Origin of the sequence: Bacillus atrophaeus (assembly GCF_039519175.1) — a bacterium.
Classification (GTDB): Bacteria; Bacillota; Bacilli; order Bacillales; family Bacillaceae; genus Bacillus; species Bacillus atrophaeus.
In genome coordinates this window covers 1,098,488-1,119,838 of sequence record NZ_CP154443.1, presented here as the reverse complement: position 1 = coordinate 1,119,838, position 21,351 = coordinate 1,098,488, and the positions used below count along the sequence as shown (strand labels likewise).

At 44.6% G+C, this 21,351-nt stretch carries 22 protein-coding genes; 19 read left to right on the top strand and 3 right to left on the bottom strand.

Going from position 1 to position 21,351, the window contains the following annotated elements; translation table 11 throughout:
• The first annotated feature begins 9 nt into the window (after nt 1–9).
• The 7 genes from iolD to fba all read left to right on the top strand — a co-directional run bounded on the left by iolD (nt 10) and on the right by fba (nt 7,924).
• A complete protein-coding gene (iolD, locus tag AAHT65_RS05770) occupies nt 10–1,923 on the top strand; it encodes a 3D-(3,5/4)-trihydroxycyclohexane-1,2-dione acylhydrolase (decyclizing) (protein WP_088118327.1) in 1,914 nt (637 codons plus the stop codon).
• A gap of 16 nt (nt 1,924–1,939) precedes the next feature.
• Complete coding sequence (gene iolE / locus AAHT65_RS05765; protein WP_343311123.1) at nt 1,940–2,836, top strand: myo-inosose-2 dehydratase; 897 nt, start codon at nt 1,940–1,942, stop codon at nt 2,834–2,836.
• A 17-nt stretch (nt 2,837–2,853) separates the two neighbouring features.
• Nucleotides 2,854–4,158, top strand: a complete 1,305-nt coding sequence (locus AAHT65_RS05760; protein WP_343311122.1) for an MFS transporter — start codon at nt 2,854–2,856, stop codon at nt 4,156–4,158.
• Nucleotides 4,159–4,183: 25 nt separating this feature from the next.
• Nucleotides 4,184–5,218, top strand: a complete 1,035-nt coding sequence (gene iolG, locus AAHT65_RS05755) for a bifunctional inositol 2-dehydrogenase/D-chiro-inositol 1-dehydrogenase (RefSeq protein WP_094233053.1) — start codon at nt 4,184–4,186, stop codon at nt 5,216–5,218.
• A gap of 21 nt (nt 5,219–5,239) precedes the next feature.
• Nucleotides 5,240–6,109 (top strand): sugar phosphate isomerase/epimerase family protein, encoded by an 870-nt coding sequence (locus AAHT65_RS05750; protein WP_035175361.1) that lies wholly within the window; start codon nt 5,240–5,242, stop codon nt 6,107–6,109.
• 86 nt (nt 6,110–6,195) lie between these two features.
• A complete protein-coding gene (gene iolI / locus AAHT65_RS05745; RefSeq protein ID WP_343311121.1) occupies nt 6,196–7,032 on the top strand; it encodes a 2-keto-myo-inositol isomerase in 837 nt (278 codons plus the stop codon).
• Between the two features lie 19 nt (nt 7,033–7,051).
• Nucleotides 7,052–7,924: a class II fructose-1,6-bisphosphate aldolase gene (gene fba, locus AAHT65_RS05740; protein ID WP_343311120.1), complete on the top strand. Its 873-nt coding sequence runs from the start codon at nt 7,052–7,054 to the stop codon at nt 7,922–7,924.
• Between the two features lie 120 nt (nt 7,925–8,044).
• On the opposite strand, the gene AAHT65_RS05735 is transcribed toward fba, so the two are convergent.
• Nucleotides 8,045–9,016 carry an iron-hydroxamate ABC transporter substrate-binding protein gene (locus AAHT65_RS05735; protein WP_088118320.1) on the bottom strand — a complete coding sequence of 324 codons (972 nt, stop codon included), beginning with the start codon at nt 9,014–9,016 and terminating at the stop codon, nt 8,045–8,047.
• Nucleotides 9,017–9,205: 189 nt separating this feature from the next.
• On the opposite strand from AAHT65_RS05735, the gene AAHT65_RS05730 reads away from it, so the two are divergent.
• The 6 genes from AAHT65_RS05730 to AAHT65_RS05705 all read left to right on the top strand — a co-directional run bounded on the left by AAHT65_RS05730 (nt 9,206) and on the right by AAHT65_RS05705 (nt 14,536).
• Nucleotides 9,206–9,607, top strand: a complete 402-nt coding sequence (locus AAHT65_RS05730; RefSeq protein ID WP_343311119.1) for a hypothetical protein — start codon at nt 9,206–9,208, stop codon at nt 9,605–9,607.
• A 142-nt stretch (nt 9,608–9,749) separates the two neighbouring features.
• Nucleotides 9,750–10,439, top strand: a complete 690-nt coding sequence (locus AAHT65_RS05725; protein ID WP_010790446.1) for a response regulator transcription factor — start codon at nt 9,750–9,752, stop codon at nt 10,437–10,439.
• On the top strand, nt 10,436–11,413 hold the full coding sequence (locus AAHT65_RS05720) for a sensor histidine kinase (RefSeq protein WP_010790445.1): 978 nt from the start codon (nt 10,436–10,438) through the stop codon (nt 11,411–11,413). The genes AAHT65_RS05725 and AAHT65_RS05720 overlap by 4 nt, the downstream gene beginning before the upstream one ends.
• A gap of 127 nt (nt 11,414–11,540) precedes the next feature.
• A complete protein-coding gene (locus AAHT65_RS05715; RefSeq protein ID WP_003326221.1) occupies nt 11,541–12,314 on the top strand; it encodes an ABC transporter ATP-binding protein in 774 nt (257 codons plus the stop codon).
• Nucleotides 12,289–14,154, top strand: a complete 1,866-nt coding sequence (locus AAHT65_RS05710; protein WP_343311117.1) for an ABC transporter permease — start codon at nt 12,289–12,291, stop codon at nt 14,152–14,154. The genes AAHT65_RS05715 and AAHT65_RS05710 overlap by 26 nt, the downstream gene beginning before the upstream one ends.
• Nucleotides 14,155–14,185: 31 nt before the next feature.
• Nucleotides 14,186–14,536, top strand: coding sequence for a YxeA family protein (locus AAHT65_RS05705; protein ID WP_010790443.1), 351 nt, complete (start codon nt 14,186–14,188; stop codon nt 14,534–14,536).
• 47 nt (nt 14,537–14,583) lie between these two features.
• Here the strand turns inward: AAHT65_RS05705 and AAHT65_RS05700 are convergent, their stop codons facing one another.
• Both AAHT65_RS05700 and cotNE read right to left on the bottom strand, forming a co-directional pair.
• Complete coding sequence (locus AAHT65_RS05700; protein WP_088118316.1) at nt 14,584–14,937, bottom strand: hypothetical protein; 354 nt, start codon at nt 14,935–14,937, stop codon at nt 14,584–14,586.
• Nucleotides 14,938–15,258: 321 nt separating this feature from the next.
• Nucleotides 15,259–15,627, bottom strand: a complete 369-nt coding sequence (gene cotNE, locus AAHT65_RS05695) for an inner spore coat protein CotNE (protein ID WP_063638287.1) — start codon at nt 15,625–15,627, stop codon at nt 15,259–15,261.
• Between the two features lie 191 nt (nt 15,628–15,818).
• Between cotNE and AAHT65_RS05690 the strand changes: the two genes are divergently transcribed.
• The 6 genes from AAHT65_RS05690 (at nt 15,819) to eutH (ending at nt 21,223) form a co-directional block, all read left to right on the top strand.
• Nucleotides 15,819–16,184, top strand: a complete 366-nt coding sequence (locus AAHT65_RS05690) for a DUF3255 family protein (protein WP_088118535.1) — start codon at nt 15,819–15,821, stop codon at nt 16,182–16,184.
• Nucleotides 16,181–16,711 (top strand): hypothetical protein, encoded by a 531-nt coding sequence (locus tag AAHT65_RS05685; RefSeq protein ID WP_010790438.1) that lies wholly within the window; start codon nt 16,181–16,183, stop codon nt 16,709–16,711. The genes AAHT65_RS05690 and AAHT65_RS05685 overlap by 4 nt, the downstream gene beginning before the upstream one ends.
• Nucleotides 16,712–16,780: 69 nt before the next feature.
• On the top strand, nt 16,781–17,593 hold the full coding sequence (gene yidA, locus AAHT65_RS05680) for a sugar-phosphatase (RefSeq protein WP_343311116.1): 813 nt from the start codon (nt 16,781–16,783) through the stop codon (nt 17,591–17,593).
• Nucleotides 17,594–18,074: 481 nt separating this feature from the next.
• The gene (locus tag AAHT65_RS05675; RefSeq protein WP_343311115.1) at nt 18,075–19,061 is read left to right on the top strand and encodes a choloylglycine hydrolase family protein; all 987 of its coding nucleotides are present in this window, start codon (nt 18,075–18,077) and stop codon (nt 19,059–19,061) included.
• A gap of 119 nt (nt 19,062–19,180) precedes the next feature.
• Nucleotides 19,181–20,089 (top strand): ROK family protein, encoded by a 909-nt coding sequence (locus AAHT65_RS05670; RefSeq protein ID WP_343311114.1) that lies wholly within the window; start codon nt 19,181–19,183, stop codon nt 20,087–20,089.
• A 12-nt stretch (nt 20,090–20,101) separates the two neighbouring features.
• Nucleotides 20,102–21,223, top strand: coding sequence for an ethanolamine utilization protein EutH (gene eutH / locus AAHT65_RS05665; RefSeq protein WP_343311113.1), 1,122 nt, complete (start codon nt 20,102–20,104; stop codon nt 21,221–21,223).
• Nucleotides 21,224–21,351 lie beyond the last annotated feature (128 nt).

Below are 21,351 nucleotides of genomic sequence, written 5' to 3'. Positions count from 1 at the left end.
GGATCGTTTGTGGGGAAGAAAATTCGCTTAACAACAGCACAGGCGCTGATAAAATTCTTAAACCAGCAGTATATCCATGTTGACGGGAAGGAAGAGCCTTTCGTTGAAGGGATCTTCACCATCTTCGGCCATGGAAATGTGGTAGGGATCGGTCAAGCGCTGGAACAAGATGCCGGCCATTTAAAAGTATTTCAAGGTAAGAATGAACAAGGTATGGCACACGCTGCCATGGCATACAGCAAGCAAATGCTGAGAAGAAAAATTTATGCAGTGTCGACATCTGTCGGACCGGGAGCGGCCAACTTAACGGCAGCCGCAGGTACGGCGCTGGCAAATAATATTCCTGTGCTTTTGATTCCGGCAGACACGTTTGCGACAAGACAGCCTGACCCAGTGCTGCAGCAAGTGGAACAAGAATACAGCGCGGCGATTACGACAAACGATGCATTGAAGCCGGTATCAAGGTATTGGGACCGCATCACGCGTCCTGAACAGCTTATGAGCAGCTTGATCCGCGCATTTGAAGTCATGACTGATCCTGCGAAAGCCGGTCCTGCAACGATTTGTATTTCACAAGATGTTGAAGGGGAAGCGTATGATTTCGATGAAAGTTTCTTCGTCAAACGGGTCCATTATATTGACCGGATGCAGCCGAGCGAGCGTGAATTGCAAGGCGCGGCGGAGCTGATCAAATCAAGCAAAAACCCTGTGATCTTAGTGGGCGGAGGCGCTAAATATTCTGATGCACGCGAAGAATTAATCGCCATCTCTGAAGCATACAACATTCCATTGGTTGAAACGCAGGCAGGTAAATCCACGGTTGAAGCCGATTTTGCCAACAATTTAGGCGGGATGGGAATCACCGGAACTCTCGCAGCGAATAAAGCGGCCCGCCAGTCAGATCTGATCATCGGAATCGGCACCAGATATACCGACTTTGCGACATCTTCTAAGACCGCATTTGATTTTGATAAAGCGAAATTTTTGAATATCAATGTCAGCAGAATGCAAGCGTACAAACTGGATGCGTTCCAAGTGGTAGCGGATGCGAAAGTAACGCTTGGCAAGCTGCACGGCATATTAGAAGGGTACAAAAGCGAATTTGGTTCAACCATTCAGGATCTTAAAGAAGAGTGGCTGGCTGAACGTGACCGGCTCAGCAAGGTGACATTTAAACGCGAAGAATTTGTGCCGGAAATTAAAAATCATTTTAATCAAGACGTGCTGAATGAGTACGCTGACGCTTTGAATACCGAGCTTCCGCAAACAACAGCGCTGCTAACGATTAATGAGACGATTCCCGAAGACAGCGTTGTCATCAGTTCAGCAGGCTCCCTCCCAGGAGATTTACAGCGCTTATGGCATTCTCATGTACCGAATACGTATCATCTGGAATATGGCTATTCATGCATGGGATATGAAGTGTCCGGCACACTCGGACTTAAATTAGCCCATCCGGACAAAGAAGTGTATTCACTTGTCGGAGACGGCAGCTTCTTGATGCTTCACTCCGAATTAATCACGGCAATTCAGTACAACAAGAAAATCAATGTCCTGCTCTTTGACAATTCAGGATTCGGCTGTATCAACAATCTGCAAATGGATCACGGAAGCGGCAGCTATTATTGTGAGTTCCGCACAGACGACAATCAAATTTTGAACGTGGACTATGCAAAAGTGGCTGAGGGCTACGGAGCCAAAACCTACCGCGCCAACACGGCAGAAGAGCTGAAAGCAGCGTTAGAGGATGCGAAGAAACAAGACGTGTCAACTTTGATAGAAATGAAAGTGCTGCCGAAAACAATGACGGACGGCTATGACAGCTGGTGGCATGTCGGCGTTGCTGAAGTTTCTGAGCAAGAAAGCGTCCAGAAGGCATATGAAGCCAAAGAGAAAATGCTGGAGTCTGCGAAGCAGTACTAGAGGGGAGGACATCACGATGGGCAAAAAAGAGATTCTATGGGGCATCGCCCCCATAGGCTGGCGTAATGATGATATTCCTGAGATCGGAGCGGGAAATACATTGCAGCATTTGTTAAGCGATATCGTTGTCGCACGCTTTCAAGGTACGGAAGTAGGAGGGTTTTTCCCTGAACCCTCCATCCTCAATAAGGAGCTTGAGCTTCGAAACTTACGGATTGCCGGGAAATGGTTCAGCAACTTTATCCTGCGCGACGGGCTTGATGAAACGGAGAAGGAATTTACCGCACATTGTGAATATTTGAATCAGGTGCACGCGGATGTTGCTGTCGTTTCTGAACAAACCTACAGTGTGCAAGGGTTGGAAAAAGACGTGTTTAAAGAGAAGCCATACTTTACAGATGAGGAATGGGAGAGGCTTTGTGAGGGATTAAACCACCTTGGCAAAATCGCTGAAAAGTATGACCTGAAGCTTGTCTATCACCATCATCTCGGCACCGGGGTCCAAACAGCGGAAGAAGTAGACCGCCTTATGGACGGAACGGACGCAAAGCATGTACACCTTCTCTATGATACAGGCCACGCTTATATCTCCGACGGCAATTACATGACAATACTTGAAAAGCATATTGACCGGATTAAACATGTCCACTTCAAAGACGCACGGGTAAACGTCATGGAGCAATGCAAAAAAGAGGGAAAATCTTTTCAGCAGTCCTTTTTGCAAGGCATGTTCACTGTTCCCGGAGATGGATGCATCAATTTTGTAGAAGTATATCAAACCTTGTTGAAACACGATTATTCCGGATGGATCGTGATTGAAGCTGAGCAAGACCCGGCTGTTGCAAATCCGCTTGAATATGCGCTTTTGGCCAGAAAGTATATTGATCGTCAGCTGCTCGATCTTGCAAACTGACTAGAGGGGGACCAAATATGAATAGTGCGAAGGCGGATTCGGCTTTTAATCAAAGGACCATCGCCGCAGCATTAGCAAACTATATTGATGCGGGTTCCATCGTGGCAGGATCAGCAGGTTTATCAATGTGGGTCAGCTACCTGAAGCTGTCAGACAGCCAAATCGGATTGCTCGGCGCGTTTAGCGCAAACGCCATTTCAGCGGCAGTCGGCGCTTTGCTCGGCGGATATCTCGCGGACAAAGTGGGACGAAAAGCGGTCTACACAAACAGCATGTTAGTGTACGCGTTAGGGATTTGTTTGGTGCTGTTTGGAATGAATTTTCCCATGCTGTTAAGCGGTTACATGATTATCGGTATCTCCGTAGGTGCGGATATCACGGCATCGTGGACCATCATTGCGGAAAACGCGCCAAAGAGAAACCGAGCCAGGCATTGCGGTGTTGCACAGGTGGCTTGGGCTGCCGGAGCAGTAGTCGTCCTGATGCTGTCAGTGCTGGTCGGCGATTTAGGCCTGTTGGGAAATAAAATTGTGTTTGCTCATTTATTAGTGATTGCGTTGATCACTTATATATTAAGAATTCGATTGCCTGAATCTGAAGCTTGGAAAGGTCAATCAAAACAACCACAGGCTGAAGGTGCGGTCTTGGTGAATAAAACGTCTTATCTGAACTTACTCAAGCCTACATTCTTAAAGAAAATTTTGTTTCTAATGGGTGTTTATCTGATTTGGAATTTAGCAGCCGGGGTCATGGGATTTTTCATGCCTTATATATACCAGCAAGTCGGGGGCGTTTCTGCCAATATGGCAAATATGCTGCAAATGGGTCTGTTTATTTTCACCGGACTGGGTGTTGCTTTTATCTTCATGCCTTTTGCAGATAAATACAGAAAAACTGTTTTTGGTATTTGCGCCTTTATGGCGGTCATCGGCTGGTCGCTGTTTCTGATGCCGGTTCAAGGCATGCCTATTCTGCTCCTGTTTATCGTGGCTATGGGAATCAATAACGGAGCCGGGCAGCAAGCGAACTACCAATTATGGGCCAGCGAGCTGTTTCCAACTGAATACCGTGCTTCAGCGCAAGGATTGATGTTCTTTCTTGTTCGTATTTCGATAGGAGTTTGGAGCTTGTTTGTACCGATGATTATGACGAACTTCGGCATTGGCTTTATGGCTGCGATTCTCCTTGGATGTGTGACGGCTAGTATGATCATAGGGCTTATTTTCGCACCGAATACGTCTGGCAAGTCGCTTGAAGAAATTCAAGAAGACCTTTATGGAACTCCTGCTGCCAAGCAAGGTAACGATAGAAAAATCATGTAATGACTATTAGAAGGAGTGACGATCAATGATTTTACGTATTGGTGTTATCGGAACTGGGGCAATCGGAAAAGAGCACATTAACCGCATCACGAACAAACTGGCTGGCGCGGAGATTGTGGCTGTAACGGATGTCAATCAAGAAGCGGCACAACAGGTCGTTCAAGACTATCAATTAAACGCAACTGTTTATCCTGATGATGACAGCCTCGTTGCTGATGAAAATGTAGACGCTGTCTTGGTCACAAGCTGGGGACCGGCTCACGAGTCCAGTGTTTTGAAAGCGATTAAAGCCAAGAAATATGTATTCTGTGAAAAGCCTCTCGCGACAACTGCTGAAGGATGCATGCGTATTGTCGAAGAGGAAATGAAAACGGGCAAACGCCTTGTACAGGTAGGCTTTATGCGCCGTTATGACAGCGGTTACGTCCAGTTGAAAGAGGCGCTCGACAACAATGTCATCGGAGAGCCGCTTATGATTCACTGCGCGCACCGCAACCCGACTGTAGCTGAAAATTATACGACTGATATGGCAGTTGTCGATACGCTCGTTCATGAAATTGATGTCCTTCACTGGCTCGTCAATGATGACTACGAGTCCGTCCAAGTCATCTATCCGAAAAAATCAAAAAATGCGCTGCCGCATCTAAAAGATCCGCAAATGGTTGTGATTGAAACAAAAGGCGGCATTGTGATCAACGCTGAAATTTACGTCAATTGTAAATACGGATATGACATTCAGTGTGAAGTCGTTGGAGAAGACGGGATCATCAAGCTTCCTGAACCATCAAGCATCAGCGTGAGAAAAGAAGGAAAATTCAGCACAGATATTCTGATGGATTGGCAGAGACGCTTTGTGGATGCGTACGATGTGGAAATCCAAGACTTCATTGATTCCATCCAGAAAAAAGGCGAAGTCAGCGGGCCGACGGCATGGGACGGCTATATTGCTGCTGTTACGACTGACGCGTGTGTAAAAGCCCAGGAATCTGGACAAAAAGAAAAAGTTGAATTGAAGGAAAAACCGGAATTCTATCAATCTTTTACAACAGTTGAAAACTAGGAATATTGAGGAGTGAAAAAAATGAAATTAGCATTGGATCCATCGATGTATCGAGATGATTTAACGTTGGAGGAAATGGTCTATAAAACGGCGGAGCTTGGTTATGAATATATCGAACTGTCGCCGCGCGAGGATTTTTGTCCATTCTATAAATATCCGAAAGTCGATTCAGCAAAGATCAAACAATTAAAACGGCTTTTAAGAGATACAGGTGTTAAGCTTTCATCACTCCTTCCGCTTTACCACTGGGCGGGTCCTGAAGAAGACCGCCGCCAGGCTGCGGTGCGCAATTGGAAAAGGGCGATCGAAATTGCGGTTGAACTTGAAGTGGATTTAATGAACAGCGAATTCAGCGGTTCAAAATATGATCCTTATGTATGTGAAGAAAAATTTATCAAATCCATGGATGAGCTTCTGCCCGTTTTTGAAAAAGAAGGCATTAAACTGAATCTTCAAGCCCATCCATACGATTTTATCGAAACGCACAAAGGGGCAATGGATATGATCCGCGCGCTTGACCGGGATTGGATCAACCTTGTCTACTCGACTGCGCATACCTTCTTCTATGATGACGGCAAAGGCGATATCGAGACAATGTTTGACGAAGCCGGCGACCGTCTCACACATGTTTTATTTGCAGATACCTTTAATCATAAAGCGGCTCATGGCCTGCGCTACATCGTCAATCCGCCTGACGCGAAAGTAACGGTTCACCAGCATTTGGACATGGGTCAAGGCGAGGTTGATTTTGATACGATTTTCAGAAAGCTGAGAGAGATGAAGTTCGACGGAATTGCGACGAATGCCGTTTTTGCTTGGGTCGACGAAAAAGCGGATGAATCAAGCCGATTTATGCTTCGAAAAATGAAAGAAGAATTAGGTCTGGCATAAGCTGAGCATGGAGTTCGGCGGGATATGGCGAACAGCCTTCCTGCCGAACTCCCTTCATATCTAAAACGCAGATAGGAGAGTCTGACATGAAACTTTGTTTTAATGAAGCGACAACATTGAAAAACTCAAATCTCAAACAGGATTTAGAGCTATGCGAAAAGTACGGCTATGATTATATTGAAATCCGCACAATGGATAAGCTGCCGGAGTACTTAAAAGCCCATTCGCTGGCCGATCTTGCGGAATACTTTCAAACCCATCACATTAAACCGCTTGCCTTAAACGCACTTGTTTTCTTCAATAATCGTGATGAAAAGGGCTATAAGGACATCATTGCTGAATTTAAGGGCATGATGGAAACGTGCAAAACCCTCGGTGTGAAATATGTAGTGGCGGTTCCGCTTGTGACAGAGCAGAAAATCTTAAAAGAAGAGATCAAAAAGAGCTGTGTAGAGGTTCTGACTGAGCTTTCTGATATCGCCGAACCGTACGGCGTTAAAATCGCCCTTGAGTTTGTCGGACATCCGCAATGTACAGTCAATACGTTTGAACAGGCATATGACATCGTCAATACTGTCAACCGCGACAACGTCGGACTTGTCCTTGACAGCTTCCACTTCCATGCGATGGGGTCAAATATCGAAAGCTTAAAGCAGGCGGACGGCAAGAAAATCTTTATTTATCATATTGACGATACGGAAGATTTTCCGATCGGTTTCTTAACAGATGAAGATCGCGTATGGCCGGGCCAAGGGGCTATTGATCTGGACGCCCACTTATCTGCATTAAAAGAAATCGGCTTTTCAGACGTTGTATCTGTTGAGCTATTCAGACCGGAATATTATAAGCTAAGCGCAGAGGAAACCATTAAGACGGCAAAAGCAACAGCGGTTGATGCCGTGTCAAAATACTTCAAGATGTAGTGAGATAGGAGGGGTGAACGTGGCTTTAGTACCCATGAAGAACCTGCTGGCAGAAGCAAAGCGCAGCCAGTACGCAGTCGGGCAATTTAATATCAACGGCCTTCAATGGACAAAGGCGATTTTACAAGCGGCGGAAGAAGAACAATCTCCTGTGATCGCGGCGGCGTCTGATCGGTTAGTAGATTACTTAGGCGGATTTCATACGATTTCCGCTATGGTCCATGCGTTAATGGAAGAGTTGTCGATAACGGTCCCTGTTACATTGCATCTTGATCACGGAAGCAGTGCGGAGCGGTGTAAAAAAGCGATTGATGCCGGTTTTAGTTCGGTGATGATTGACGGCTCTCATTCTTCAATTGATGAGAATATCGCCATGACAAGAGAAGTCGTTGAGTATGCCCGCCTGCACAATGTGTCGGTTGAAGCAGAGGTCGGTACGGTCGGCGGTATGGAAGACGGTCTCATTGGCGGGGTGCAATACGCAGATATCCATGAATGTGAGCGACTTGTGAAAGAAACCAATATCGACGCATTGGCAGCGGCGCTCGGCTCCGTGCATGGAAAGTATCAGGGGGAACCGAAGCTTGGATTTAAGGAAATGGAGGAGATCGCCAAGGTAACGGACGTTCCGCTTGTTCTTCATGGAGCATCCGGCATTCCAAGAGATCAAATCACAAAAGCCATCCAGCTCGGACATGCAAAGATTAATATTAATACTGAATGTATGGTGGCTTGGACGGAAGAGACACGTAACATGTTCAACAAGAACACGGACTTTTACGAACCGCGTGTCATTCTGGCTCCTGGGGTTCATGCCGTTATGGAAACAGTCAAAAGCAAAATGAGAGAATTTGGCTCTTCAAATAAAGCGACAAAGCTACAAGTCGGCTAAAACTTAACAAACGAACAGCATCGCTATACATCGCACTCACTTTGAATTGGTGAGTGTTTTCTTTTTGCGAAAAAAACACCTTCTCAGCAATATCATCTGAGAAGGTGCGTGCCCTCTTTTTTACTTCTGATTTTCCTTCTCGCGCTTCACAAGCATATCAGCAATCAAATCAACCTGTTTGCTGACCGAAATCGGATCGTACGGGTAGTACGTATCAAAATCATTAATAAACACTCTATTCTTTTTCACGGCATCGAGGTTTTTCCAAATGGACGATTCTTTTAGTTTGTCGAGTGTTTTGCTTTCGCCTTTCGGATTGTAGTCCGTGATAAACATATAATCAGCGGCGTATTCAGGGATGACTTCTTGAGAGAGCTGTTTCATTTCTCCCGTTTTCATGATATCTTGTTCAATCTTTTTAGGGGCTTTTAAGCCAAGCGCATTGTATATCGCTTGTCCGCCTCGCCCGGCGTTGTCGTTGAAGGCCCAGAATTCGCCTTTGTCTGTGTTTTCATAAAGGCCGAACGTGGCATCTTTGTCAATCACGCCTGCGATCTTCTTCTTGGCAGCCGCCGCCTTTTTATTGAAATCGGCCATAAATGACTTGGCTTCATTCTTTGCTCCGGCAATATCACCGAACAGCTCGACTGTATCTTCTACATTTTTGGCGGTGTTATAAGGAACGACCACAGTTGGAGCGATTTTCTTTAATTTATCAACATTCTCATCATTCATAACGACAATTAAGTCCGGCTGAAGCTCCATCACCTTTTCAACACTGACCGGATCACCGATATCTTTTACATCTTTCATCTGATTTTTCAAAAATGGATTATCAAATGACCAAGACCCGGACCCGACGACATTTGCGCCGACGGAGAAAAATTCGCCAGCATAAAAATCAGTGACGATACGCTTCGGATGTACGGGGATTTTGACGTTCCCTTTTGTTGATTTATATGTTCTCATTTCTGTCTTTTCTTTGCCGGAAGCTGAACCGCCCGTGCTTTCTTTTGAAGCTGAGCCGCTACAAGCGCTGACAAACAAAAGCAGAAGAACTAGCATGCCCATAACCAATGTGTTCTTTCTCATAAAGAACCTCCCTATTATGTATTCCGATTAAATAATAATGATAATCATTATCAAATATTAATATAGCAAGAAACCCCTTCTTCGTCTATCACTATTTTTAAGGCGGCGAGAACTTTTCCAGTTACGCAAGAAATGAAGATGACGTGCTTTGTTCTTTCCATTATTATAGGAAGAAAGGAGGAGTAAAATATGGGAATAACCAAACGAGGAGAAACGTGGGAATGGCTGAATAGCTGGTGGATGCTGTTTATTTTTATGCCTTTTGCCATTACCAGTTTTTTCGCCTTTTTATTTATTGGCATTAGGGTGAGAAATAGAAACTGGATTATGTATGGAATCATTTATTTTATACTATTTGCGTTTGGCTTTGTGCTTCCCGATACCCCGGGGCTTATCATTGTGCTCCCTTTGTGGGCGGTGACGATTATTCACGGGTTCAAAGCGCGGCCGCTGTACTTAATTCAGCTCGACGTGTATAAAGATCATGTGGAGGCGCGGAAATTTGCGGCGGCAAGAAGTGAAGCCGAGAGCAAATTTAATGCACCAAAACAGCCTATTGAAGATATACATATTCGACATGACCATCATTAACAATAAGAAGCGGGTCCTTACTTGTGAAGGCCCGCTTACTTTGTGTTGCTTCAGCAGTCCTTGAACCATTATGATGGGATCATTAATAGAAGTACTTCGGCGTCTCTGACAAGGCCGTCTATACAGGTTGGGAGTGTGTCATATGAAGAAAGTGATGATTGTAGAAGACAGTGAAAACATTCGGTCGCTATTGCAGAATTATCTGGAGAAATACGGGTATCAAACGGTGGTGACCTCTGATTTCACATCTGTCTTGGACCTGTTTTTGCGGGAAAAACCGGATGTGGTGCTGCTTGATATCAATTTGCCATCGTATGACGGATATTACTGGTGCCGCCAGATCCGCCAGCATTCGACCAGTCCGATTATTTTTATATCGGCCAGAAGCGGAGAGATGGATCAGGTGATGGCGATTGAAAATGGCGGAGATGATTATATAGAAAAACCGTTTTCCTATGATATTGTTTTGGCGAAAATCAAAAGCCAGATTCGCAGGGCTTACGGAGAGTACGCGGCAAAACAAGGGGAAAAAGTGTTGGAATACGAAGGAGTGCAGCTCTTTGTGGAACGGTTTGAATTGCGTTATCAAGACCAAAAATGCGAGCTGTCCAAAAAGGAAAGCAAGCTGCTTGAGGTGCTGTTGGAAAGAGGAGAAAAGGTAACGGGAAGAGACCGGTTAATGGAAAAAACATGGGATACTGATATCTTTGTCGATGACAATACACTAAATGTGTATATTACCCGGCTGCGTAAAAAACTGCGCGATCTCCATGTGCCGATTTCTATAGAATCCGTGCGCGGCGAAGGGTATCAGCTGAGGGCTGGATCATGAAGTTATTTTTACATTCCCACGCAGTGTTAATCCTGCTTTTTCTCGTTCAAGGCTTCTTTGTATTTTTTTACTATTGGTTTGCAGGTCTTCATTCTTTTTCTCACCTTTTTTATATATTAGGCGTGCAGCTGCTGATTTTGGCAGGATACTTGGTGTATCGCTGGTACCAAGACCGGGGCGTCTATCAATGGATCGGCGCTCATCAAGAGGATACAGAAGTTCCTTATCTCGGTTCATCGGTGTTTTGTGCAGAGCTTTATGAAAAGCAGATGGAGCTGAGCCGTTTGCAGCATCAGAAGCTTCATGAAACAGAAGCCAAGCTGGAAGCACGGGTGACGTATATGAACCAATGGGTGCATCAAGTGAAAACGCCGCTTTCTGTCATTAATTTAATCATTCAGGAAGAGGACGAGCCTATTTTTGAGCAAATTAAAAAAGAAGTCCGGCAGATTGAGTATGGGCTGGAAACGCTGCTCTACTCGTCAAGGCTTGATCTGTTCGAAAGGGATTTCAAAATAGAGGCGGTCTCGTTATCCGACATTCTCCAATCCGTCATTCAAAACTATAAAAGGTATTTTATTCAGCATCGTGTTTATCCTAAAACCCATATACAGGCGGATGACATGATTTATACGGATGCCAAATGGCTGAGGTTCGCGGTCGGCCAGGTGATCACAAACGCGGTGAAATATTCGTCGGGAGTGAGTGACCGGCTGGAGCTGAAGATCTTCCGGCGTGAAGACAAAACGGTATTGGAGATTAGAGATCATGGTGTCGGGATTCCTTCTCAGGATCTGAAGCGAGTGTTTGATCCCTACTATACCGGCGAAAACGGACGGCGCTTCCAAGAATCAACGGGCATAGGGCTTTACCTTGTCAAAGAGATTACAGGGAAACTGAATCATGAAGTGGAGATCAGCTCTGCTCCCGGAAAGGGCACGGCGGTTCAATTTATATTCCTTACAAAAGTGTAAGGTTACATTAAGAAAACGACATAGCACATTTTCATCCCCCTTGATAAGATTTGTTTACGAAACAGCTTAGCAGGGGGATTTTTTATGAGGCCGCTGCACACTAAGAATAAACATAAGGAGGATTCTCATGGCGAATATGCTCGAGGTCAAACATATAAATAAAACCTATAAAGGACAAGTGTCCCATCAAGCTTTAAAACAAATATCGTTTTCAGTTGAAGAAGGGGGTTTCACGGCGGTTATGGGGCCATCAGGTTCCGGGAAAACAACGCTCTTAAACATCATTTCAACGATTGACCGTCCGGATTCCGGTGATATCCTGATTCAGGGCGAGAACCCGCATCTTCTGAAACGGACAAAGCTTGCCCATTTCCGCCGCAGGCAATTGGGGTTTGTATTCCAAGATTTCAACCTTCTTGATACGTTAACGATTGGCGAAAATATTATGCTGCCGTTAACTCTTGAAAAAGAAGCGCCGTCTGTCATGGAAAAGAAATTGCAGGAAATTGCTGAGAAACTGGGAATTGAAACGCTTTTGAATAAGCGCTCTTTTGAAGTATCGGGAGGACAGCGCCAACGGGCCGCCATTGCGAGAGCTGTCATTCATAAACCGTCCCTGATTCTGGCTGATGAGCCGACGGGGAACCTTGATTCCAAAGCTTCAAAGGATGTTATGGAGACGATGCAAAGCCTGAATCAAAACGACAATATCACAGCTTTACTGGTCACCCATGACCCTGTAGCGGCAAGCTATTGCCAGCGCGTGATTTTTATTAAAGACGGAGCACTATTTAACGAAATTTACCGCGGCGAAAACCGCCAAGTATTTTATGAACAAATCCTAGATGTGCTGTCTATGCTGGGAGGAAACGCAAATGACCTTTCTTCAGTTCGCTTATAAAAATGTCACACGGAACAAAAGGGCTTATCTGGCGTTCTTTTTGAGCAGTGCCTTTTCCGTATTGATATTCTTTACCTTTGCCATGTTTCTTTTCCATCCGGCTCTAAAAGAAGGATATCTGAATAACATTGCCAAAAAGGGATTAACCGCAGCCGAATGGATGATTTTTGTTTTTTCTATCTTATTTGTTCTGTATTCCATAAACGCCTTTTTGAAATCAAGAAATAAAGAATTCGGCATCCTGTTGATTCAGGGTATCACGCCGGGGCAGCTCAGAGTGCTGGTTACAGCGGAAAACATGATCATCGGCGCCCTGTCGGTCATTGCCGGAATTATCGGCGGTCTGATCTTCTCGAAAACGTTTTTTACAATCGGTGCTTATATTTTAGAAATGAAAGCTTTGCCGTTATATATGCCTTGGAAAGCACTGGGCATCACGGTTGGTGGATTTCTGTTCTTATTTTTCCTTTTATCGCAATTCACGATCTTTTTCATCAGATCAAAAACGATTATTAAACTGATTAAGGGTACCGAAAAGATCAAACCTGAGCCAAAGCCGTCTATCATCTTGTCGATTTTTGGCATCGCGTGTCTTGCTGCCGGATACAGCATGGTGGTAAAAGGGAATGTTCACGGTCTCGAGCCTGTAATCATTTTGCTGCTAACCATCATTGGCACTTATTTTTTCTTCAGCCAGAGCAGCATTTGGATTTTACGCGCTTTGAAAAAGTGGAAAACCTTTTATTTGCGCGGGAAAAATGTCATTTGGATTTCTGATCTTGTATACCGGTTAAAAGATAATGCCCGCCTGTTTTTTATGGTGAGTATCATCTCAGCTGTTGCGTTTACAGCCACAGGGGTTTTGGTGAAGTACAAATCCACTGTCGGCTCAATGGATTCAGCTTATGAAATGGAGTATTTATCTTTTGGCGGCAATAAGAAAGAACAAACCCATCTGCAAGAGATTGAACATAATCTGAAAAAGGGCCATTTTCAATATGCAAGAGAAGATATAAAATCCTCTTACATTCGTTATAAGCAAGGGGATAGCGTTCCTCCAGTCATCATGATGGATGAAACGAAGTTAGCAAAACACTTCAACATCAGTTTGGACAAACTGAAAGACGGCGAGGGTATTTATTTCCCGAACACTTTCGAGGGGAATTCGAAAAACGAAGTGCCGCATCAATTGAACCTGCTCAATCAGAAGCAGAAGCTTTCGAATCAAAAGCTGACGGTAAAAGAGGTGAAAGACCCTCTTATCTCAATTAACAGCATCATTGCAGTAAACGAAAAAACCTACAATGATCTGGAAAAACTAGGGGAGAGCACAAAGTTATTCGGTTACAAATTTGATGGCTGGAAAGACAGTCTGGGTATCAGCCAATCACTGAAAAACAGGTTTTACGGAGATTATTCGGATGTTAACTTTGATTTTGCAACAAAGGCCGACACGTATTATGTCAGGGTGCAGTTGCCAAGCTTGAGTTTATTTATCGGACTGTTCATCGCTATTGTCTTCTTTACTGCGGCGGGAAGCTTTTTGTACTTCCGCTTGTTTACCGACTTAGAGGAAGACCAGCAGCGTTATCGCTCATTGGCGAAAATCGGTCTGAGTGAAAAAGAGATGTCCCAGAGCGTAACGATTCAATTAGCGATCTTATTCTTTTTCCCGTTTGCGGTCGCTGTTCTCCATACGCTGTTTGCCATGAAAACGTTGGAGGTAGAAGGCTTCTCTGATGTGATGAAGCCGCTGTTTATGACGATCGGAGGATTCTTGGCTTTTCAAATTTTATTCTTCCTGATGGTTCGGACAAGCTACCTGAAAAAAATAAAATGATTTTTAACGATAAAGTAAAGGTGATCATAAAATGAAAAAAGTACTGGTGATCGTTGTGGCCTTGGGGGCTGTTGCGGCAATCTGCGGCTTTCTCTTCGTCCATAATGAGGTTACAGACAGATACAATCCACTCATTTCCAAACAAGATATGTATGTACAGATTAACCGAGATGGCAAACATCTTAGCCAAGGCGGTACTGAATATACGTTAGATGGATACAACAAGTCCGGCAAAAAAGATGAAGTCACCTTCTTTGCCGGAGGAGATCTTCGTAAGAACGCCTATTTAAAAGTAGATACAAAGGGCAAATATGTAGAGACTTGGGAAGAAGTTCAGCTTGATGACATGCCAAAAGAGGTAAAATCAAAATTTGAACAGTAAATAGGAAAAAGCGGCATAGTGATATCTATGCCGCTTTTTTGTATGTGCTACGGCTGGAAAGACTGCTGCTGAAATGGCGTGTTTTGCCCGAATGGAAGTGATGATACATTTGTATGCATCACAGATGTTTGTCCGTTCAGCTCCTGCTGCATTTGGTTGCACATGTTGACGATCTGCTGGCATTTTTGAATGGCCAAGTCATGGCCTTGCAGCGCTTGCTGAATGGTGTGGGCAGCTTGTTGTTCATGTGTTAGGATTTGCTGAAGCATTTGAATGTTTTGCTGTTCCTGATGAAGCATTTGACGATATTGATTGCTGCTTTGCTGCGTTTGCTGGATGAGCTGCTGAGCCGTTTGGCGGCACTGATTGAGCTGCTGTAAACCATGTTGTGTATTATGCATAAGAAAAAAATCCTCCAAATGATCAATTGACATTTATCTTGTAATTGTCAATATTATGATGTGACTTGATCGGAAAGAAATTCAATCAAAGAGTAAATTCAATTATTTCCCTTTTTATTGGTGTGGCCTCTCATCTTTTGAAGGAATTAGTAAAAGATTGTATACTTGTAAACATCCTTTTTATACAACATGGGCGGCAGAAATGTATGTAACCGATTCGTCAGCATACATATCGGCGATTGGTTCTTTTCATAAAAAACGATTTTGGAATACGACGCTCACAACAGGTTTGGAGAATCGTATTCCTCTTTTACATCATATTTAGAACCCGCCTTCACCCGCAGTAAATGGGATATTCAGTCTGTTTTCGACTGCGCGCAGACGCTGATTGAGTCTGTTTAAGCGGCGTGTATGGCGTTCAATGCCTTGGCTCAATTGGCTGATCTGCTCGTTCATCCGCGCAATTTCCCGGTTTTGGCGACGGTCCTCATTTGTCAGGCGGGTTAATTCTCTTGTCTGCTGTTGGTTCTGCCTTTCCAGCGCAGCTACTCTTCTTTCCAGCGCTGACGGCTGTCTTTCGCTATGAAATGGCTCAAAAAGGTCTTGCTGTTCGTAAGGATTGTATTCATATTGGCCATAGTAATTCTCCTGTTGGGGGAGCTGCGGGCTGTAATATTGATAAGGGTTCATGTAATCATTCTCCTTGGGAATTAAAATGTGGGTGATTTCCTTATACCTTATGTAGTCATTGGCATAGTGCCACGGCATTCGCCCAAAAACTGGGGTGTAATAAAGATTTTTTAGAGGATGGTGATAAATTGAGGAATCAAAATAAGCTTGGCAAAGGACTTGCCATCCTGCTGTTGATTGTTGGATGTGTCATGGTGTCAGGCTGCCAGCAGAAGAAAGAGGACGAGACGCCTTTTTATTATGGCACTTGGGATGAGGGGCTGGAGCCGGGGCCTATGGACGGTGTGAAAGCAGCCACTGTCACATTTACGAAAGACCAAGTGCTTGAAAAAGAAGTCATTGAAGGAAGAGGAGAGGTGCAATTGCCCTTTATGGCATACAAGGTGATCTCCCAAAGCACAGATGGTTCTATCGAGATCCAATACCTCGGGGCTTATTATCCTCTCAAAAGCACTTTAAAAAGGGGAGAAAACGACACGTTAATTTGGATTCAAAATGGAGAAACGAAAACGATGAAAAGAGTCACATCGCCTGACGGCAAGGAGGGACAAAAATGAGAAATAAAGCAGCTGACCGACTGGTTTTAACAGGCGTTATTTTACATATTATTCAGTGGTTTTCTGTATTATGGGCATTTTTAAAAATTGAAAATTCATTCGGGCACTTTACGATCTATAATCCGAATGTCATCAACGGTTCGATGCAGTCTTTTTCATTTATGCAGATGATGCGTTCTATGGTTTATTCGGGTGCAATGGTTAATTACGTGCTGTTTTTTATGTTTGCATTTCTTATCTTTTATTTATCGCTTAATGCTGTATTTATCGTTTTAGAGATCGCGGCTTATGTGATGATCAGGCGGAACCCATATTCATCATGGGCTTACTTTATAACGGCGATGGGCGTTAAGCTTGCGAGTATGAACATAACGGGAATCCTTTTCTTGGCTGGCGGTTTCATGCTGATGAAACAGAAAAAAGCAGACAGCAGCGAAACGGAGACAGGCAGAAAGAGGAGAAACCGCATACCTGTCAGAAAACAAATCAGGCAAATGAAGAAAAGACGGAGAAAGTCATCTGTTTGAGTTGAATATCAAAAAGAAAAAGAGATATGATGAGACTATGGTCTGAAAAAGACACAAAGGAGATGCAAGATGTACAAATTAATCGCAATTGATATGGATGGAACATTACTGAATGATCATCATGAAGTGTCAGCGGAAGTCTGTGAAGCATTACACGCTGCAAAAGCCGAAGGGGTAAAAATTGTACTTTGCACCGGCCGGCCTATCGGAGGCGTACGCAGATACCTGGATGAACTGAATTTAATTGAAGAAGGCGACTACGTGATTGCCTATAACGGAGCGCTTGTGCAAAATACGCATACAAATGAAGTCGTATCTGAGCTGTCTCTCGGATATGATGATCTTAAGTCCTTATATGAGCTGAGCTTAGAGCTGAATACACCGATGCATTTCTTTGACTCATCTCGTTTGTATACACCTAACCGTGATATCAGCGAATATACGGTATATGAGTCATATGTGACACAGGTGCCGCTTCATTATCGCAAGCTCGAGGAAATATCAGAAGATATCGTCATCCCGAAAGTGATGTTTATTGATAAGCCTGAGAATCTAAGTCATGTAATTTCATCTATACCGGAAGATGTGAAAGAAAAATATACAATGGTCAAAAGCGCGCCGTTCTTCTATGAAATTCTTCACCCTGAAGCCAGCAAAGGAAATGCCGTTCGGCAGCTGGCGAAGTTGCTGGGCATTGAGCAGCAAGAGGTCATGAGTATAGGGGACAACGGCAATGATTTAACGATGATTGAATGGGCCGGCTGCGGCGTTGCCATGGCAAACGCGATTTCGGAAGTGAGAGAGGCTGCGGACTTTCAAACTCGTTCCAATAATGAACATGGCGTGGCGCATGCCATACATGAACTCGTTCTCAAAAAATAATGAAATGAAAAATCCAGCCGCGTAAAGGGCTGGATTCTTTTCGTTATCTTGGTTTCATTGTCCCTGTTCGATCAGTAATGACCTGCAAGCCTCATTGGGGAATGGAGACTAATATTTCTTTTCTGGCTGCTCCGTCAATTTTAACGGAATGATCAAGATAAACGCCATTAAAAGGAGCCGCTGCGCTTTTTGCCAGAATGAATAAACACTCGTTTTTCTCATAAATGAGTCTCCTTGTCCTTTCATTTTTGGAAAACAATTCAAAGCAGTACATTCGCCATTGAAGCTTGAATCTTCTTCTGTCTCTTCAAGTCAGCACATAAATATAGAATCAGCAGCATTGATATTTTTGCAGAATGTGCCAATGTCTGACTGAATCTTTTGACTAAAATGCCCGACATTCGTTATGCTGGTAAAATAATTAGTTTACCAAGTGTAGTATTGCAAGCCGAAAACATTACGCAAAAAGGGGATGGATCATATGTGTACAAGTCTTACATTGAAAACTGCTGACGGGAACCATTTATTAGCCAGAACGATGGATTTTGCCTTTCAGCTTGGCACAGACGTGATGCTTTATCCGCGTCAATACAGTTGGAAAAGTGAAGCTAATGGCAAGCAGCATAAGACGCAATACGCGTTTATCGGTATGGGGAGAAATCTTGGGAATATCTTATTTGCAGACGGTGTGAATGAAAAGGGGTTATCATGTGCGACGCTTTATTTCCCGGGTTATGCGGAATACGGGGAAATGACTCAGGAAGGTTCCTCACATATTGCACCGCATGAGTTCGTTACATGGGTATTATCAAGCTGTGCGTCTTTGGAAGAGGTAAAAGAAAAGATAGCCTCATTAACAATCGTTCAAAAGAAATTAGATTTATTGGGTATCGTTTTACCGCTTCACTGGATTTTATCAGACCGTACGGGACGCAGCCTGACAATAGAACCGACAGCAGATGGAATACAAGTCCATGACAATAAGCCGGGTGTGATGACCAATAGCCCTGACTTTCCATGGCATGTGACCAACCTGCGCCATTATATCGGAGTCAGACCGAAACAATTAGAAAACAAAGTGATGGGCGGAATGACGTTGTCCGCGTTTGGCCAAGGGTCAGGAACTTCAGGGCTGCCTGGTGATTACACACCGCCTTCCCGTTTTGTCAGAGCCGTTTTTCTGAAAGAGCATTTGGAGCCGGCAGCCAGTGAAACGGAGGGGGTATCATCCGCTTTTCACATCTTGGCGAATATGAATATTCCAAAAGGAGCGGTTATTACCGATGATGGCGAAATAGATTACACACAATATACTTCTGTGATGTGTAATGACACAGGGAATTATTACTTTCACCACTATGACAATCGCCAAATTCATAAAGTATGTTTATTTCATGAGGACCTCGACCGTGCTGAACCAAAAGTGTTTTCAGCTAAAGCGGAGGAGAGTATTCAAGAGCTTAATTAAAAAAGCTGACTCCCGTATGTATGCGGGGTCAGCTTTTTTTAAAGAGCAAATTTGCAGGCTATTTTCTGTAGCTGTCGAATGTTTAACATACAAAAATACGACTTTAGGAGCATCCGGTTATGTACCTAGTATTCGATATTGGCGGAACATTTATCAAACACGCGGTGATGGATTCAGCCGGAACCATTATCTCAAAAGCAAAGCGCCCGACACCGAAAAAAAGCCTGAACGATCTTTTAACATGCTTATTTTCGGTCATTGAACCGCTGAAAAAACAAATCAAAGGGATTGCAGTAAGCTGTCCCGGCATGGTCGATACAAAGAAAGGTATGATTTATTATGGCGGTTTAGTGCCATGTCTGCACGAGGTAAATTTGGCGGGAACGCTAGAAAGCAAATTCGGCATCTCCGCGGCAGTTGAGAATGACGGAAAATGTGCGGCGCTGGCGGAGCTCTGGCTCGGAAGTGTAAAGCACGCGGGCAATGCCGTTGTGTTGGTCCTCGGCAGCGGTGTCGGCGGCGGCATCATCATCGGGGGAGAATTATATAGGGGAAGCCATCTGCTTGCGGGGGAAGTGAGCTATATCATGAACCAGTTCCATTCCCATCATCAGAAAGCGGTTTTTCTCGGACAGACGTGCTCCGCTGTCTCCATGATTCAGCGGATCGCGGCAAAGAAAGGCATTGCCAAAGAGGATTCTGACGGTGAGCAGGTGTTTGCCGATATCCTTTCCGGAGATCAAGAGGCTCTTGCGATATTTGAGACGTACTGTCTGGAGCTTGTAGCGCAAATATACAACCTGCAATATATCATTGATCCGTCGGTTGTCGCTATCGGAGGCGGCATCAGCGCCCAGCCTGCTCTTATTGAGAAACTGAACTGGGCGTTACAAGAAATCGCAGCCCAAAACCCCATGCACACGATCATTCCGAAAATCGTGCCATGCCGCTTTCAAAACGATGCGAACTTGTATGGTGCGCTGTACCATTTCTTCACCTTGCATGATAAAACGAATCAGTCGTATTAAAAAGGAGAAACCATGACTGTTAATGATGTGGTGATATTCATTCTGGCTGTATTTCTTTTTCTCGGAGCGGCCGATCATTGTTTGGGCAACAAATGGGGACTTGGAAAACCGTTTGCAGAAGGGTTTATGGCAATGGGGCCGCTTGCGCTGTCCATGGTCGGGATTGTGTCGCTGGCGCCCGTGCTTGCGGCTGTGCTGATTCCTGTTGTGTCTCCAGTCTATTTAGCCATTGGGGCAGACCCGGCATCCTTCGCCAACACGATTTTGGCCATTGATATGGGAGGCTATGCGCTGGCCGGTGAAATGGCGAAAGACGCTGAGGCAGGGCTGTTTTCTTGGGTGTTTTTAGGGACGATGATGGGGCCGGCAATTGTGTTCACGATCCCGGTTGCCCTCGGTATCATAGAAAAAGAGGATTATCCGTACTTTGCGAAAGGAATTTTGATTGGGATAAGTACGGTACCGATTGGGTGCTTCATCGGCGGATTAGCGGCAGGTTTTGATATCGGTTTGATTCTGAAAAATTTGATCATCCCGATTGTTTTTTCTGCTGTCATTGCTTTCGGGTTGTGGCGGTTTCCTGAATACGTGATCCGAATATTTCATGTATTCGGGAAGGCCGTCGGCATCGCGGCGATCATCGGACTTGCGGCAATCTCGATTGAGACATTGACGGGTATTGTATTGATTCCCCATATGACAAAAATTGAGACTGGCATACATACTGTAGGCACCATCGCCATTGTTCTGGCAGGGGCTTTCCCGATGGTTGCCTTTATAACGAAAACATTCGACAAGCCGCTTGGGAAAATAGGGAGCCTTTTGAAACTGGATCAGGCGGCAACTGCGGGTCTGGTCGCTTCTCTGGCCCATCATATTCCGATGCTGATGCTAGTAAAAAAGATGAGTCCGAGAGGAAAAGTCATCAATGTGGCTTTCGCCGTGAGCGGCGCATTTGTACTGGGAAGCCATCTTGGTTTTGTGGCGGCGATGAAGAAAGAAATGGCAATTGCGATGATCATTGGAAAATTAGCCGGAGGTATAACGGCGGTTGTAGCCGCAGCCTGGGCGACCCCATCATATCCAGCTCAAAAGAATGAAAATAGAAGCGGTGCCTCTCTTGTTCAAAGGTGAGACTGTCAGCCATTCGGGACAGTCTTTTTGTTTTTAACAAGCGAAAGCGCACAAAAACCAGAGAAATGGCGCACGGCTGGATTAAGAGGCTGCGGGCCAGTGCGAAAAACGGTTTCATCTCCAGTCAA